Origin of the sequence: Candidatus Filomicrobium marinum (assembly GCF_000981545.1) — a bacterium.
GTDB lineage: Bacteria > Pseudomonadota > Alphaproteobacteria > Rhizobiales > Hyphomicrobiaceae > Filomicrobium > Filomicrobium insigne.
Map to the genome: position 1 here is coordinate 2,666,890 of NZ_LN829119.1, position 16,080 is coordinate 2,682,969.

Consider the following 16,080-nt stretch of genomic DNA (forward strand, 5'->3'; position numbering starts at 1 on the left):
ATGCATGTCGTCTTCCGAGAAAGTCACGATCTGGAAGAGACTGCGACCCCGCAAGACCTTGGCCAAGGTCCTGCGGATTTGGTGGTGCTGTCTTACTCCGACAGTGACTTGGGGGCCTTCGCGGCGGGATGGCAACGCGGTCGGGCAAATCTGCCCGGTCTGCGCTTGGCCAATCTAGCGGCATTGCGGCATCCCATCTCGGTTGACACGTACGTGGATCAAACGCTGAGTGGGGCGAAGGGAATACTCGTTCGGCTGATCGGCGGAGAAAGCTACTGGTCATACGGACTAGCGGAACTCAACGCACTCGCGCGCAAGCGCGGAATTGCTTTGGCTGTTTTGCCGGGTGACGGTCGCGACGACGACAGGCTCGATGAACTCTCCACGTTGCCTGTTTCAACGTTGCGAAGATTGTCGGCGCTTTGCGATGCAGGTGGCGCGGTTGCTGCTCAAGCAGCCCTGGCACAGCTCGCGTTGGCCGCTGGACTCTACGCGGCGCCTGTTCCAGGCGATAAACGGTTGCCTGACTGCGGCTTCTACGAGCCCGCGCGCGGCGTTCAAATGTCGCCGCCCGATGGCAAAGCGATTGTGCCTGTCATATTCTATCGTGCCTATCTGGCAGCGGCCGACACAGCGCCGATAGATGCACTGATACACGAACTGCGGGCACGAGGTTTTCAGGCGGTCGGCATGTTCGCACCGTCACTAAAAGCTGCAGGCGCGCGCATATGGGTCGAGGTTGCCTTAGAGCAAATGGGTCCGGTCGCGATCGTGAACGCGACGGCCTTCTCAGCGCGTGGCGACGATGGGCGCTCGCCACTCGATGGACCGGGATGCCCAGTGTTTCAGGTTGCGCTTTCGACCGCCGAACGCGCGTTGTGGCTGGCTTCGGAGCGAGGGTTATCCCCCTCTGATCTTGCCATGCATGTGGTGCTTCCCGAAGTCGATGGACGCATTTTCGCGGGCGCCGTGAGCTTTAAATGTGGGACGCAGCACGATCCGGATCTGCAGTTTTCTCGCAAGATTCACCAGCCTGATGAGACGCGCGTGCGCGCGGTCGCCGATCGCGTCGCCCGCTGGCACAGCCTTGCTACGGCGAAGGCGGAGGCTCAAAAGCCGGCGCTGATATTGTCCACCTATCCGGGCAAGGAATATCAGCTGGCGCATGCGGTGGGTTTGGACGCGCTGGCGTCGTGCGAAGCAATTCTTCTCGACCTTGCACGCGAAGGCTATGCCGTCGAGCCGGTGACAGACCTTGGGCGCACACTGAGTAAATCGTATCTGACGTGGTCGCTCAGCGCGTACCGCAATGCCTTGGACCAACTCCCCGAAGGCCTGCGCGCTGATTTGCAACGCGCTTGGGGAGACCCCGATAACGATCCCGCAGTCGTCGATGGAGGATTCCACTTCGCCGCCATCAGGAGCGGAGAAGCGGTGATTGCTCTCCAGCCGGAACGTGGACTGAGGGAGAGCCGTGATGACGACTATCATGATCTCGCACGCGTCCCCCGCCACGCATACGTGGCCTTTTACCTTTGGTTACGTGCGCAGGGCTTCTCGGCGCTGATCCACATAGGGGCGCACGGCACCTTGGAATGGCTGCCGGGAAAATCCGTCGCCTTGTCGGACACGTGCTGGCCGCAGGCGTTGTTGGGTGACCTGCCGGTTCTTTATCCGTTCATCGTCAACGATCCGGGGGAGGCAGCACAAGCCAAGCGACGGCTCGGTGCCGTCACTTTGGGACATATGCCGCCGCCGATGCGCGACAGCGCCGTGCCGGAAGGTTTGTCTCAACTCGAAAGGCTCTTGGATGAGTATTCCACCGCAGACGGGCTTGATCCCGCGCGGCGCGACCGGCTCATCGCAATGATCCGCGCGGAGGCGCAGGCCAAAGGAGTGGAAGCAGACCTGGGCATCAACGAAAATATAAGCGCGGCCGAAGCCATTGTGAGAATTGACCGCTTCGTTTGCGACATCAAAGACAGCGGATTTGGCGACGGTCTCCACATCTACGGCGCGCGCGAAGGGGAGAGAGAGGGACTACACTCAGCACTGGCCGGCCGCCGGGTGCCGCCCGGACCCTCAGGGTCTCCCTATCGCGGACACACCGATGTCCTCCCCACGGGACGCAATCTCTTCAGTGTTGATCCGCGCGCGGTGCCGACCCGCGTTGCGTTCGCGCAGGGCGTGAAGAACGCGGAAGAATTGGTGCGTCGTCACCTACAAGATCATGGCGATTGGCCGCGCGGTCTGGTAATCGACCTGTGGGGATCGGCGACGATGCGGACTGCGGGCGAAGAGTTCGCTATGGCGCTTCACTTGGCAGGACTGACGCCACGTTGGGACGGTGCCTCCGGGCGCGTGACAGGGTTCGAGATCGTGCCCCCGGCGCTGCTGAACAGGCCCAGGATTGATGTGACGCTAAGAGTTTCCGGGCTTTTCCGCGATGTCTTTCCCGGCCTCGCACAGATGTTCGAAGCCGCGGCAGCGGCGCTTGCTGATCGCGACGAACCCGTCGAAGAAAATCCTTATGTGAACCGGGTTCCCCGCGTGTTCGGACCCAAGCCAGGGTTGTACGGCTTGGACTTGGGGACAGCCGTTCAAGATTATTCTGATGAGGGGCGTCGCACCGCTGGCGAAGCATGGATCAGAGCTTCGGAATGGTCGATCGATGTCAGTGGCGAAAGCCACCTGGCGAGAGAAGCCCTGGAGAGCCGTCTCAGAAGTGCCGACGCGTTTGCGCACGCACAGGATTTACCCGAAACCGACGTCCTTCTCGCGGCCGATTATGCTGGTCACGAAGGAGGCTTTGCCGCAGCGATGTCCGCGCTGGGGCGGTCTTCGGTCGCGCTCTACCATCTGGATACCACCCGACCGGAAACACCACGTGCACGCACATTGAGCGAAGAGATAGCGCGTGTTGTCCGGGCCCGTGCCGCAAATCCTGAGTGGGCGGCGGGGATGATGCGTCACGGTTTTCGCGGCGCTGCGGAACTCGCCGCAACACTCGATCACCTCGCAGCCTTCGCGCATCTCGCGCGCAACGTACCGGCGCACCTGTTCGATTTATATCATGACGCGACGCTGGGCCGTGGTGAGGTTGCCGACTTCATTGCGCGTGAAAATCCCGACGCGTTCCGTGCGATGCAGGATCAGTTCCGCGCGCTCCGCGACGCAGGGCTCTGGCAAACACGGAGCAACTCCATCGCAGCGAGCTTGGAGGTCGAGCCATGAGCACGAACTTCCTCGTCAAAGGCTGGTGTCCAAATGCGCTGCGTCCCATGGCGTCTGGCGACGGACTAATCGTCCGGATCAAACCCCCGGGCGGACGCTTGGGCGCGCGTGAGGCCTCTGAGATTGCGAAGCTCGCATCACGCTACGGGAATGGAGTCATAGATATCTCAAACCGTGCAAATCTGCAGGTGCGCGGGGTGCGTGAGCAAAGCTATGACGGATTGCTCTCCGGTTTGATGGAACTCGACCTTATCGACGCGAATGCCGATGCAGAGGCAAACCGAAATATCATCGTCACGCCATTCGCTGTCACGGACGATTTGGCCCATACCCTCGCTGAAGATCTGTCCCACGCACTGGCCAAGCCCAACGCCCCGCGCCTACCTGGGAAATTTGGTTTCGCGATCGATATCGAGGAAGCACCGGTCCTGCGGTCCGCTCCTGCCGACATTCGTTTCGAGCGCGCTAGCGATGGATCACTCGTATGCGTCGCGGATGGTGCGGGTACGGGCGCGATCATTGCGCCAGACACAGCGGTGGAGGCGGCGGTCGCTCTCAGCCGATGGTTCCTGGATACTGGCGGCATGGTGGACGGACGCGGCCGTATGGCGGCGCACATCGCCCGGGGCACGCCTCTACCGGAACGTTTTACCGCCGTACCGCGCAAGCCGGAGGCGGCTTTCAAGCCAACGCCCGGCCAGACAGAAAAGGGTTGGCTCGTCGGTTTGGCCTTCGGTCAGATGAGTGCGCAAACGCTTGCCGCGCTCGCCCAACTGGGGCCGCTGCAACTGACCCCTTGGCGAATGGTGCTCATCGTTGGCCTTCATCAACGCCCTGAACTTCAGGACGTGATCACTGACGCCGATGATCCCCTCAACCGGGTTGTCGCCTGCGTTGGCGCACCGAGTTGTCCGCAAGCCCATCAACCGACGCGATCGCTGGCGCGCATGCTGTCCGCCCACGTGCCGAACGGCAGTCAGCTTCATGTGTCCGGCTGCGCGAAGGGATGTGCACAGCCTACCCCCACGCCGCGAACACTCGTGGCCGGTCCGACTGGATTCTCTCTCATTCATCATGGCCGCGCTGGCGATGATCCGATCGGTGCCCCTGTGTCAGCGGAAGCGCTGATTGCGAACCCCACACGTATCAACGAGGCCGTCTGATGGCGCATCTATATGAAACTGACGGTCAGGCGATCTACCGGCAATCGTTCGCGACGATCCGCGCCGAAGCCGACCTTGCGCCATTCTCCTCTGACGAAGAGCCGGTTGTCGTGCGCATGATCCATGCGGCCGGATTGGTTGGACTAGAAGAGCATGTCCGCTTCACGCCAGGCATGGCGACGGTAGCGCGTAAGGCGCTTCAGGCAGGAGCGCCGATCCTTTGTGATGCACGCATGGTTTCGGAGGGGATTACGCGTCGCCGTCTCCCAATGGACAACGCAGTGATCTGCACGCTGCAAGATCCGCAGGTGCCTGAGCTCGCAAAGGCGATGAGCAACACGCGCTCGGCGGCGGCTCTGGAATTATGGCGTCCGCATCTGAAGGGCGCCATCGTCGCGATAGGGAACGCGCCGACCGCACTCTTCCACTTGCTCAACATGCTTGAAGATCCGAAGTGCCCGAGACCTGCGGCGATTATCGGCTGTCCCGTAGGATTCGTTGGGGCAGCTGAATCCAAGGCTGCCTTGATGGCAGCCACGCCTGCACCCGCCCTCATCGTCGACGGGCGTCTTGGGGGCTCAGCCATCACGGTGGCTGCGGTCAATGCGCTTGCGAGTGCGGAGGAGTAGCGGCGATGGCCAGGATCATCTGCACAGGGCTGGGGCCCGGAGATCCCGAATTGATGAGCGTCAGATCATATCGCCTGATTCAGTCCGCGCGTCAGATCGCCTTTTTCCGTAAGAAGGGTCGGCCCGGCGTAGCGCGCCAGATCGTGAACGGGCTCTTGCCAGAGAACGTCATCGAACACGCGATGGAATATCCGGTCACGACCGAAATCGCGTTCGATAGTCCGGAATATGTCGCACAACTTGCTGCATTCTACGACGACTGGGCCGCTCGGCTTGCGGCCCTCGAAGGCGAAGTCATTGTGCTGTGTGAGGGAGACCCATTCTTCTATGGCTCCTTCATGCATCTGCACACCCGCTTGAAAGGGCGCACGGAGGTCGAGATCGTTCCGGGCATTTCGGGCATGTCCGGCTGCTGGACCGCCACAGGCGAACCCATCACATGGGGTGATGATGTTCTGACGGTTCTGATGGGCACGCTGCCCGAAGACGAACTGACCCGGCACATCAAAACCGCGGATGCGCTGGTCATAATGAAAACCGGACGCAACCTAGCAAAGATCCGACGCGCTTTTGCTGCAGCCGACAGGCTGGACGACGCTTGGCTCGTCGAACGCGGCACGATGGATGGACAAAAGAAGGTCCGACTCGCGGAAGCAAAACACGCTGAATGTCCCTACTTCTCCATCGTGCTTTTGCACGGCAAAGGCCGTCGGCCGGAGGTGCGGGAATGAGCGATGTATTCTTAAATGGATCGCTCACCATCGCCGGTCTGGGGCCGGGCGATACGGCCATGATGACGCCGGAGGTCAACGCGGCGATCGCACAGGCTAGTGATGTCGTTGGGTACAATTCCTACGTCGCGCGAATTCCGCCGCGCGAGGGCTTACGGCTCCACGCTTCCGATAACAGAGTAGAGCTTGATCGCGCACGCCATGCATTGCAACTCGCCTCGGATGGCGGCCACGTGGTGGTCGTATCGTCAGGCGATCCAGGCGTTTTTGCGATGGCATCCGCGGTGTTCGAAGCGTTGGAAAGCGCCCCCGAATACCTTGACGTCGAGATCAGCGTGCTGCCCGGGATCACGGCGATGCTCGCCGCGGCCGCACGCGCAGGTGCGCCCCTTGGTCACGACTTCTGCGCCATAAACCTGTCGGACAATCTTAAACCGTGGGAGCTCATAGAGCGCCGACTGCAATTGGCGATCGAAGGCGACTTTGCTGTGGCTCTCTACAACCCACGTTCAGCAAGCAGGCCTCAGCAGTTCGCACGCGCCCTAGAAATTTTACGCGCAGGATGTGGGCCGGATCGGTTGATTACGTTCGCGCGCGCAGTCACGACGCCTGACGAACGGATCGTGACCGTGCCCCTCTCCGAGGCGAAAGCGGACATGGCTGACATGCGCACGGTTGTCATCGTCGGCAATTCCGCGACCCGGCGGGTCGGACGATACGTCTACACACCGAGGTCCGCGCCATGATATATCCAAGCCATCACGGCCTCAATGCTGTCGGTCACATTCCGGTCGGGAAGCACCGGGCGATCAATCATGATTACCGGCAACCTCAGACGTCGCGCGGCAACAAGCTTCGCTTCGGCACCTTCGCCGCCCGAATTCTTCGCAACAACATGCGTGATGCGATGCGTGGTAAGCAGCGCCTCATCTTCCGCAATGCTGAAGGGGCCGCGCGCGATAATGGCGAAGGCGTCTGGCAGCGGAAGAGCGCCGGGCGTGTCCACCAACCGCAGCAGATAGTGATGATGCGGGGCGGACGCGAACGTCGAAAGGTTTTGCTTCCCGATGGCGAGAAAAATTCGCGACGGCGCTTGTGGAAGAGCCGCGACGGCCGCTTCGATATCCGGCACGCGCTGCCACTGATCTTCAACTTCGGGAGCCCAGGGTGCGCGCTCGAAAGCGAGAAGCGGAACCCCCGTGATTTGGCATGCGGTGATCGCGTTCCGGCTCATCTGCGCCGCGAATGGATGCGTCGCATCGACGACCTGCGTGATCGCAGCCTCGCGCAAATAGCGGGCCAGCCCCTCAGCACCACCAAAGCCACCGACCCGCGTCGGAAGGGGTTGCGCCTTCGGCAGGCTGGTGCGTCCGGCATAAGAGAACACAGCGTCCACCCCAGCCTCTGCAAAGACTCGGGCCAAACGACTGGCTTCCGTTGTGCCGCCCAGAAGGAGGACGCGTGTCATGACTGATCCGTGGCTTTCGATAATCGGCATCGGCGAAGATGGCGTGAAGGGCCTGTCTGATGCAAGTCGCAGTGCATTGGAAGGCGCTGAAGTCGTCTTCGGAGGACCACGCCACCTGGAGCTTGCGGAAATCGGTGGGCGGGGGCGTCCTTGGCCGGTACCTTTCTCTGTAAAACCAGTACTTGATTTACGCGGTCGCAACGTTGCCGTACTGGCATCTGGCAATCCCTTCTGGTACGGCGCCGGGAGCACACTGGCAGAGTGTCTCGGAGCCAGCGAGTGGCGCGCGTTTCCCACACCTTCGACATTTGCAATAGCAGCGGCCCGGCTAGGGTGGCGGTTGGAAGAGACCCACTGTGTTGGTCTTCACGCCGCCCCCTTTGAACGACTGCTTCCACACATAGGTCGCGGGCGACGCCTGATTTGCCTGATGCGTGATGCGGCGGCCGTTACGGCACTGGGCCAGTGGCTTGATCAAAGAGGCTTTGGCAAGTCGATGCTCTGGGTCATGGAGGCGCTCGGCGGCCCCAATGAGCGCATTCGGTCTGTTCACGCGGCCGATCTCGCTTTCAACGATACGTGTGCGCCAGTAGCTCTCGCGATAGAGGTCGCCGGAGGCGCAGGGTGGCAGCGGAGTTCCGGTCTGCCGGACGATGCATTCGCGCACGACGGGCAGATCACAAAACGCGCGGTTCGCGCCGTCACCCTCTCAAGTCTTGCGCCACGGCATGGTGAGCACTTGTGGGACATCGGCGGTGGTTCCGGTTCGGTTTCAATCGAATGGGCATTAGCGGGCGGCACCGCGACGACCATCGAGCCGAAAGCTGAGCGCGGGGAAATTATTCGCATGAACGCTGCCCAATTCGGTGTCACGGAAGCGGTCAAAGTTGTCGAAGGCAGTGCCCCCGAGGCGCTAAAGGACCTGGCGCATGCCGACGCGGTGTTCATCGGCGGCGGCGTATCAGATGCGCTGCTGGAGAAGCTCTGGAGCGTCCTGTCCCCGGGAACGCGCCTCGTCGCCAATGCAGTCACGCTTGAAAGCGAAAGCCTGATCGCCGGCTGGCACGGGCGCTGCGGTGGCTCCCTCATGCGCATCGAAACTGCGGAAGTGCAGCCGCTCGGGCAGAAGCGCGGATGGGTTTCCGCTCGGCCCGTAACTCAGTGGAGCGTAACGCGATGAGAGTGGCAGGTTTCGGGTTCCGACAAGGCGCGACGCAGATGGCATTGGCCGACGCGCTGGAGAAGGCGCGCGCGTTTGCAGGCGAGGTCCCCATTGCGGCGTTGGCGACGCACGTCAGCAAGAGCGGGCATCCCGCGATCCAGGCGCTTGCGTCAAAGTTCGCGCTGCCGGTTCTGTCGCTGGATGAGCGAGCCCTTTCCAGTGTGCAGACGAAAACGCAGTCCGAGCGCGTCACTGCGCTTTTTGGAACTGGAAGCCTTGCTGAAGCGGCAGCGCTCGCTGCTGCCGGAGCGGGTGCACGGCTGGTGTGTCCCAGGGTGATTTCATCTGACGGCATGGCGGTTGCCGCAATCGCGGAAGGAGCTGGACCATGACGGTACATTTCATCGGAGCTGGCCCCGGTGCAGCTGACCTTATCACGTTGCGGGGACGAGATCTCATCGCAGCTTGCCCAGTTTGCCTCTATGCGGGATCACTGGTTCCTGAAGCGTTGTTGAGCCACTGCCCGCCGGGCGCGCGGATCGTCAACACGGCCCCCCTATCACTCGACGAGATCATTGCCGAAATCGTCAGTGCGGATGAGGCTGATTTGGATGTCGCGCGATTGCATTCCGGCGACCTGTCTGTTTGGTCCGCAATGGGAGAACAGCTGCGACGCCTGCGTGAGCTTGGCATCGCCTACGACGTCACACCGGGCGTACCTGCGTTTTCCGCGGCTGCAGCCGCGCTGGGTCAGGAACTGACTTTGCCCGGCGTTGCTCAGTCGGTGATCCTCACGCGAACGTCGGGGCGCGCAACGGCTATGCCTGAGGGGGAAACGCTCGCGGCATTTGCGGCGACCGGCGCGACGCTCGCCCTGCATTTATCGATCCATATGTTGGATCGTGTCGTCGCGGAGTTGATCCCTCATTACGGGTCGGATTGTCCCGTCGCCATCGTATGGCGCGCAAGCTGGCCCGATCAGCGGATTGAACGGGCGACCCTCGCCACGCTCGACAGTGCAATCGGTGAGGAACTCGAACGCACAGCTCTCATTTTTGTAGGCCGCACGATCGGGGCGGAACGCTTCGACGAAAGCCGCCTCTATGCAGGCGACTATGACCGCCGCTATCGGCCCGTCGGCACGAACCCAAGATTCCCGGAGGGCGCGTGATGGCTGGCCAGTTGCCACCTGGATTGATGATCTCCGCACCCCGTTCGGGAAGCGGAAAGACGACCTTGATGTTAGGCCTCTTGGGCGTACTCCGCCGTCGGGGTCGCGACGTCCAGCCGTTCAAGAGCGGTCCGGATTATATCGATACAGGTTTTCACACAGCAGCCATCGAAGCGGCGAGGCGTTCGACCAATCTCGATACCTGGGCTATGGGCGCAGCTGAGATATCTCATCACGTAGCCACGGCTGCAGGAGCAGATCTTATCCTCGCGGAAGGCTCGATGGGCCTCTTCGATGGTGTCGCGCGCACAGGCGCATCCGGCACTGGTGCAAGTGCTGACCTCGCGGCCATGATGGACTGGCCAGTGGTTCTGGTCCTCGATGTCTCCGGGCACGCGCAATCGGCAGCCGCAGTGGCGCTCGGCTTCGCGACCATGCGCGCCAATGTAAAGCTCGCAGGTGTCGTGCTGAATCGTGTGGCGAGCGCACGCCACGAGGCTTTGGTCCGAGCAGGGATGAAGGACGTTGGCATCACGGTACTTGGTGCATTGCCGCGCCAGAAAGAAATCGCGGTTCCCGAGCGGCACCTGGGCCTTGTGCAAGCCGAAGAACAAAGCACGCTTCCATCCATCTTGGCGGAAATGGCCGACTTCATTGAGAAGCATCTGGATATCGACGCACTAGTTGCAACCGCGGGCGTGACCACGCCTCAGAGCGGTCAAACCACCAACGGTACCTCTCCTCCCGGCCAACGTATTGCGCTAGCGCGTGACGCCGCGTTTTCCTTTGTCTATCCGCACCTCCTCGAAGCCTGGCGGAAGGCCGGAGCGGAAATCATTCCGTTTTCCCCTCTGGCGGATGAGACACCCGATCCCGACGCCGACTGTTGCTGGCTCCCCGGCGGATACCCGGAACTTCATGCTGGGCGCATCGCGCAGGCAAGAAAATTCCGTGAAGCTTTGAAAAACTTCGCCGCAACGCGTCCGGTTCACGGCGAGTGCGGAGGCTACATGGCGTTGGGCGAGGCTCTCATCGACGCCGACGGGCAACGGCACGAGATGACTGGCTTACTTGGCCTTGTCACCTCCTACGAAAAACGCCGCATGCACCTCGGATACCGGCTCGCGACTTTGACGGCACCCATTCCCGGACGGCAGCCCGGGGCGCGGCTTCGTGGGCACGAGTTCCACTATTCCACCATTCTCACACAACCCGATGAGCCGCTTGCCGACGTCGTCGACGCAGAAGGCACGCGTGTTCCCGAGACGGGCTCCCGCCGCGGGCATGTAACCGGGAGCTTCTTTCATCTTATCGCGGAGGCAGCGGCATGAGCGGTTTCGTCTCTTTCGTATCCGCGGGCCCCGGCGATCCTGAGCTGCTGACGCTAAAAGCGGTCGATCGGCTGCGGCGTGCTGACGCCGTGCTTTTCGACGACTTCTGTTCGGGTCCGATCCTGACGCACGTTCGCGATGGCGCCGATCTGGTTGGTGTCGGAAAACGCGCGGGGCGCACGTCGCCCAAGCAGCATCACGTCAGTCGTTTGTTAGTCGACTATGCACGGACGGGTGTACGGGTCGTGCGGCTTAAGTCCGGAGATGCGAGCATCTTCGGCCGCCTCGAAGAAGAGATAACAGCGCTCGCCGCCGAAGGGATCGAATACGAAGTGATCCCAGGCGTGACGGCAGCTTCGGCCGCGGCGGCCTCCGCAGGTATTCCGCTCACGCGAAGATTGGTCGCGCGCCGCGTGCAATTCGTGACGGGGCACGATGTCACCGGCGCGTTGCCTGAGGATTTGAACATGGCAGCGCTGGCCGACGCAGAAGCCACGACAGTGGTCTACATGGGACGGCGGACATTCAAAATTCTGGCCGAGCGGTTGATTGCAGCAGGTCTGCCCGCAAGCACGCCTGCCCTTCTCGCCGAAGCAATCTCTAGTCCTGACCAGCGGCTCTACCGCAGCACCGTCGTGGAGTTAGCCCAAGAGCTTTCCTCTGAAGATCAGTCATCAGCGCCGGCCTTGATCCTGTTCGGCGCTCTTGCCCCCGAACTATCCACAGCCAAAGCGGAGGAGATAGCCACAGACTGACAACGCAAATCTTTTCCAAGCCACGCAACACGGTCAGAAGGCCTCTGCCGGCTGACGCGAAATGCATCCAACTTGACCTTGATCGACCGATCGCCGTCCAGGACGGCTAGGAGACCTGACATGCACATCGAACCTGGTATCGTAACCGGCGCGAAAATCGCGCTCAGCTACGCCACAGCCGCAGGCGCGGGCGCCTACACCCTAAAATTGGCGGTCGATACGCTGCGCACCAAAGGATTGGCCTCGCTTGCCGTGCGCAGTGCCGCGGCTACCGCGCTGGTTTTCTCGTTTTTTGAAGTGTTTCCACATTACCCGGTTGGGGTTTCCGAGGTTCATTTCATTCTCGGCTCGACGCTCTTTCTGATATTCGGAGCCGCGCCCGCTGCCATTGGATTGGCACTTGGCCTGTTGATCCAGGGACTGCTTTTCGCACCGTTCGATTTGCCACAGTACGGGATGAACGTGACCACGCTTCTGGTTCCTCTCTTTGCCGTAGCAGCATTGGCCGAACGCATCATTCCAGCAAAGACTCCCTATGTTGATCTCACATACCGTCAGACACTCGCGCTCTCAACGGCCTACCAGAGCGGTGTTGTGCTTTGGGTTGGCTTCTGGGCGCTCTACGGACATGGATTTGCTGCCGACAATCTCAACGCGATCGCGATGTTTGGCGGTGCTTATCTTCTGGTCATCGTGGTTGAGCCGTTGGCGGACCTGGCCGTTCTTGCCATCGCCAAGACATTGCATGGCTTCAGGGATTCCGGCCTTGTCACGCCGCGCCTTCATCATGCGGCCTGAGATTGAAAACCTTTATATGGGCCGCACGGGCATCGTTACGTGCGGCCCCAAAGGCAAACTATGACCGAATTGCTTCTCGTTGGGATTGGAACCGGAAATCCGGAACATCTGACGTTGCAGGCTGTGCGCGCGCTCAATAGCGCCGATCTGATTTTGATCCCACGAAAGGGAAAGAACAAAGCCGACTTGGCGGAGTTGAGACGCACGATATGCGAAGAGGTCATCAGCAACCCCGCAACCCAGATCGTGGAATTCGAACTCCCGAAACGTGACGCCGATAATCCCAATTATCGCCAAGGCGTGGACGACTGGCATGATGCGATTGCATCGGTATGGGCAGAAGCAATGGATGGCCTGCCGGATCAGGCGCGTGTCGCGTTGCTCGTCTGGGGTGATCCTTCACTTTACGATAGTACGATGCGCATAGCCGCGCGCCTCAAACCTGCGCCGGAGATATCCGTTATTCCAGGCATCACCTCGATGCAGGGTCTGACAGCCGCACATAAAATTCCACTCAACACCATTGGCACGCCCGTCCTGATCACAACGGGACGGCGCTTGCGCGAAGAGGGCTGGCCGGATGGCGCGGATCGTTTGCTGGTCATGCTGGATGGGGAGTGCAGCTTTCAGCATATCCCGTCAGATGGGGTGATGATCTGGTGGGGCGCATACGTTGGCATGCGGGAAGAAATTCTCTTGAGCGGCGCCTTACGCGAGATGATGGATGAAATCGTTGAGACGCGTGCTGCCGCACGGGCGCATCATGGCTGGATCATGGACATCTATCTGCTGAGCCGTGAGCCTGAAGGTGATGGGGAAAGCGCGTAGGAGCGTTGCATTCCTGTCCCCCTCTGTTCATAGCCTCTGTGTACCGCAGATTTAGCGTTGACATCCGTTTCAATCTAACGCGTTTTAAGAGGCGTAACGGTTTCGCTACGTGCGCGAGCATGTAGATGACGAAGAGGGAACACGGTGAGGTACCTTAGCGTATCAACGCCGTGGCTGCGCCCGCAACTGTAAGCGGCAAGTCTCCTCCAAACATGCCACTGGCGCTTCGCGTTGAAGCCCGGGAAGGTCGGAGAGAGATGTTCGAGCCGCGAGCCAGGAGACCTGCCGTTGCGAGTCGCCCTTTCACCGTGCGGGCCGCGCGGATGAACGGACCACCCGAGTGGCGACTGATGTGCAACCGATTGGGAGCAGCGTCAGGCATGCCTAGGGTCTTGAAAACTCACTGACAGACTTAAAAGAACCGCGCAGTTCAACACGCGCGCGCCTGTGTCGTTGCAACCTGTTGCCGCGGCCAGCGTGGCTGCTCTGCGTGGGCTAGGAAGTGTCCGCCGTTTCTCCCGTCCATAGTCTGTGACGGGATCATCATGTCGAATGTCCTTGGAATACCTTCACTACACGCTTCGCGTTTGAGCCTATTAGCACTTGCCGTCGTCGCCCCCGGCTTCGCTGGCAAAGCCATGTCGCAAACTGCGCCAGCAGCCAATGAGGCGGTGGAACTCCCCACCATCGAAGTGACGACGCAGCAAACCTCTTCGGCGAACCCAAAGCAGAAAAAGCCTCAGGCCGGGGCAACAGCGGTGTCGCAACCGATCCCGACAACTCTCGCCGAAACGGCATCCGCCAGCACGGGGCAGGGAGAAACGAAACCTGGCTTGAACCTCGATGCACCCGCTGCAACAGGCAGTCGGCTTGGGCTGACGCCGCTGGAGACGCCAGCGAGCGTGGAGATCATTCCCGCGCAATCCATTCGCGAGCGTGGACAGCAGTCTGTCACAGAAGCAGTCACCCAGAACGCCACCGGCTTTACATCTGCCGCAGCTCCCGGCAACGGCGGCAGCAGTCTCACGGCTCGTGGGTTCGTCGGCCATGGTTCGGTGATGCAGCTTTACGATGGCACGCGTCTTTATGTGGGCTCGGGCACCGTTTCGTTTCCCTTCGACACGTGGTCGGCCGAACGCATTGAAGTGCTCCGTGGTCCGGCCTCTGTTCTTTATGGAGAAGGCGCAATCGGCGGCGTCGTCAACGTCGTGCCGAAAAAGCCGACCGACTATTTTACGCATGAAGCCGAGATCGCGATCGGCACCGAAGCCACGAAACGCTTCGGCATTGGTTCTGGCGGCCCGATCAGTGACAGTCTCGCCTATCGCTTCGATGCCAGCGGCATCAAGTCTGACGGCTGGCTCGATGACGAGGGAGACTTCAGCTCAATCGCGGTGTCTGGAGCTCTGCGGTGGCGCCCGACGAGCGACTTGTCCTTCACCGTTTCACAAGACTACGGCGATCAGTCCCCTCTGCGCTACTGGGGCACGCCGCTCATCAACGGCACGGTGCCGGACAGCATTCGCTTCAAGAGTTACAACGTCCGCGACAGCGACGTTCACTACCGGGATAACTGGACCCAGTTCAAGACGGAGTGGAAACCGGCAGATTGGATTGAACTGAGCAACACCGCCTACCGTCTGACCAGCAACCGTCACTGGCGCAACGTCGAGTCCTATGCGTACAACGCGGGCCGTATAGATCGGTCCTCCTATATCGAGATCTTTCATGATCAGGAGCAGATCGGAAATCGGTTGGATGCCACGGTCCGCACTGCTCTTCCGGGCGGCGTCAAGAACGAGATGGTGGTCGGCTTTGACGTCAACCGCATCGATTTCCGCCACACGAACAATTCTCCATACAGCGGCGCATCCGATGTCGATCCGTTCAACCCGCATCCGGGCTGGTTCATAAACACGGACGGTACACGTCCGAAGTTCGATACCGAGACCTCGCAGTATGCGCTCTTCGCCGAGGATCGGCTGAAGCTGTCCAACCAACTTTCGCTCGTGGCTGGCATCCGCCTCGACCGGCCGACGATGGAGCGGCACGATCTCATAACCGGAGAACGCTTCACGAAGGAGTTTTCAAACGTCACATGGCGGGCGGGCGCGGTTTACAGCCCGCTGCCGGGGCTTGCGTTTTACGGGCAGTATGCGACGGGCGTCGATCCCATTGGAGGACTGATCACGCTCAGCAAATCAAACGCTGAGTACGATCTTGCAACGGGGCGTCAGATTGAAATCGGCGTAAAACAATCGTTCTGGAACGGACGAGGCGAATGGACCCTGGCAGGCTACGACATCGAGAAGAAGAACCTTCTCTCGCGCGACCCTGACAATCCGGACATCGTCCAGCAGGTTGGTCGGCAATCTTCGCGTGGCGTTGAAGCTTCGCTTGCCCTGCAGCTCACCGACACGCTCCGATATGAGGGCAACGTCGCATTGCTCGAGGCGCGCTATGATGAGTACATCGGCTCAGGCGGAATCAACTACGCCGGCAAGCGCCCGAGGAACGTGCCGGAGCAGGTCATCAATAGCTGGCTGACTTGGGCATTTCTTCCCGATTGGGAAGCCCGCATCGGCGCACAGTGGGTTGGCTCCATCTACAGTGACGATGCCAACCTCGTGGAGCGCCCCGACTTCACGGTCGTTAACCTGGGTCTCGACTATCACGTGACCGAAAAGAGCGCAGTTTCCCTGCGCGTCTTCAACGTCTTCGACGAGGTCTATACGACGGGCGGGAGCACAACCGAGTGGCAACTTGCACCCCCGCGCTCGGCTGAATTGAGCTACCGGATCAAGTACTGA

14 protein-coding genes and 1 riboswitch are annotated in these 16,080 nt (G+C 60.8%); of the genes, 13 read left to right on the forward strand and 1 reads right to left on the reverse strand.

Annotation, left to right across the window (positions count from 1 at the left end; translation table 11 throughout):
* The 5 genes from cobN to cobJ are packed head-to-tail and all read left to right on the forward strand — an operon-like array spanning window position 1 to window position 6,503.
* Window positions 1-3,234 carry a cobaltochelatase subunit CobN gene (gene cobN, locus YBN1229_RS12535; protein ID WP_046479026.1) on the forward strand — a complete coding sequence of 1,078 codons (3,234 nt, stop codon included), beginning with the start codon at window positions 1-3 and terminating at the stop codon, window positions 3,232-3,234.
* Entirely contained in the window at window positions 3,231-4,397 is a 1,167-nt protein-coding gene (gene cobG, locus YBN1229_RS12540) for a precorrin-3B synthase (protein ID WP_046479025.1), read from the forward strand. The genes cobN and cobG overlap by 4 nt, the downstream gene beginning before the upstream one ends.
* Window positions 4,397-5,026 carry a precorrin-8X methylmutase gene (locus tag YBN1229_RS12545; protein WP_046479024.1) on the forward strand — a complete coding sequence of 210 codons (630 nt, stop codon included), beginning with the start codon at window positions 4,397-4,399 and terminating at the stop codon, window positions 5,024-5,026. Before cobG ends, YBN1229_RS12545 begins: the two co-directional genes overlap by 1 nt.
* Before the next feature lie 5 nt (window positions 5,027-5,031).
* Complete coding sequence (gene cobI / locus YBN1229_RS12550; RefSeq protein ID WP_046479023.1) at window positions 5,032-5,757, forward strand: precorrin-2 C(20)-methyltransferase; 726 nt, start codon at window positions 5,032-5,034, stop codon at window positions 5,755-5,757.
* Window positions 5,754-6,503 (forward strand): precorrin-3B C(17)-methyltransferase, encoded by a 750-nt coding sequence (cobJ, locus tag YBN1229_RS12555; protein ID WP_046479022.1) that lies wholly within the window; start codon window positions 5,754-5,756, stop codon window positions 6,501-6,503. Before cobI ends, cobJ begins: the two co-directional genes overlap by 4 nt.
* Here cobJ and YBN1229_RS12560 read toward each other — a convergent pair.
* Entirely contained in the window at window positions 6,479-7,225 is a 747-nt protein-coding gene (locus YBN1229_RS12560) for a cobalt-precorrin-6A reductase (protein ID WP_046479021.1), read from the reverse strand. The two genes, cobJ and YBN1229_RS12560, sit on opposite strands and share 25 nt — an antisense overlap.
* Here YBN1229_RS12560 and YBN1229_RS12565 point away from each other — a divergent pair.
* The 8 genes from YBN1229_RS12565 to YBN1229_RS12600 all read left to right on the forward strand — a co-directional run bounded on the left by YBN1229_RS12565 (window position 7,224) and on the right by YBN1229_RS12600 (window position 16,080).
* Complete coding sequence (locus YBN1229_RS12565; protein WP_046479020.1) at window positions 7,224-8,405, forward strand: bifunctional cobalt-precorrin-7 (C(5))-methyltransferase/cobalt-precorrin-6B (C(15))-methyltransferase; 1,182 nt, start codon at window positions 7,224-7,226, stop codon at window positions 8,403-8,405. The two genes, YBN1229_RS12560 and YBN1229_RS12565, sit on opposite strands and share 2 nt — an antisense overlap.
* Window positions 8,402-8,779, forward strand: a complete 378-nt coding sequence (locus YBN1229_RS12570; RefSeq protein ID WP_046479019.1) for a cobalamin biosynthesis protein — start codon at window positions 8,402-8,404, stop codon at window positions 8,777-8,779. Before YBN1229_RS12565 ends, YBN1229_RS12570 begins: the two co-directional genes overlap by 4 nt.
* Window positions 8,776-9,558, forward strand: coding sequence for a precorrin-4 C(11)-methyltransferase (gene cobM / locus YBN1229_RS12575; protein WP_046479018.1), 783 nt, complete (start codon window positions 8,776-8,778; stop codon window positions 9,556-9,558). Before YBN1229_RS12570 ends, cobM begins: the two co-directional genes overlap by 4 nt.
* Complete coding sequence (locus YBN1229_RS12580) at window positions 9,558-10,889, forward strand: cobyrinate a,c-diamide synthase (protein ID WP_046479017.1); 1,332 nt, start codon at window positions 9,558-9,560, stop codon at window positions 10,887-10,889. Before cobM ends, YBN1229_RS12580 begins: the two co-directional genes overlap by 1 nt.
* A complete protein-coding gene (gene cobA, locus YBN1229_RS12585) occupies window positions 10,886-11,644 on the forward strand; it encodes a uroporphyrinogen-III C-methyltransferase (protein WP_046479016.1) in 759 nt (252 codons plus the stop codon). The genes YBN1229_RS12580 and cobA overlap by 4 nt, the downstream gene beginning before the upstream one ends.
* Window positions 11,645-11,764: 120 nt before the next feature.
* A complete protein-coding gene (locus YBN1229_RS12590) occupies window positions 11,765-12,442 on the forward strand; it encodes an energy-coupling factor ABC transporter permease (protein ID WP_046479015.1) in 678 nt (225 codons plus the stop codon).
* A 60-nt stretch (window positions 12,443-12,502) separates the two neighbouring features.
* Complete coding sequence (gene cobF, locus YBN1229_RS12595) at window positions 12,503-13,270, forward strand: precorrin-6A synthase (deacetylating) (protein ID WP_046479014.1); 768 nt, start codon at window positions 12,503-12,505, stop codon at window positions 13,268-13,270.
* Window positions 13,271-13,350: 80 nt separating this feature from the next.
* Window positions 13,351-13,574: riboswitch (cobalamin riboswitch) on the forward strand.
* A gap of 241 nt (window positions 13,575-13,815) precedes the next feature.
* Complete coding sequence (locus YBN1229_RS12600) at window positions 13,816-16,080, forward strand: TonB-dependent receptor (RefSeq protein WP_046479013.1); 2,265 nt, start codon at window positions 13,816-13,818, stop codon at window positions 16,078-16,080.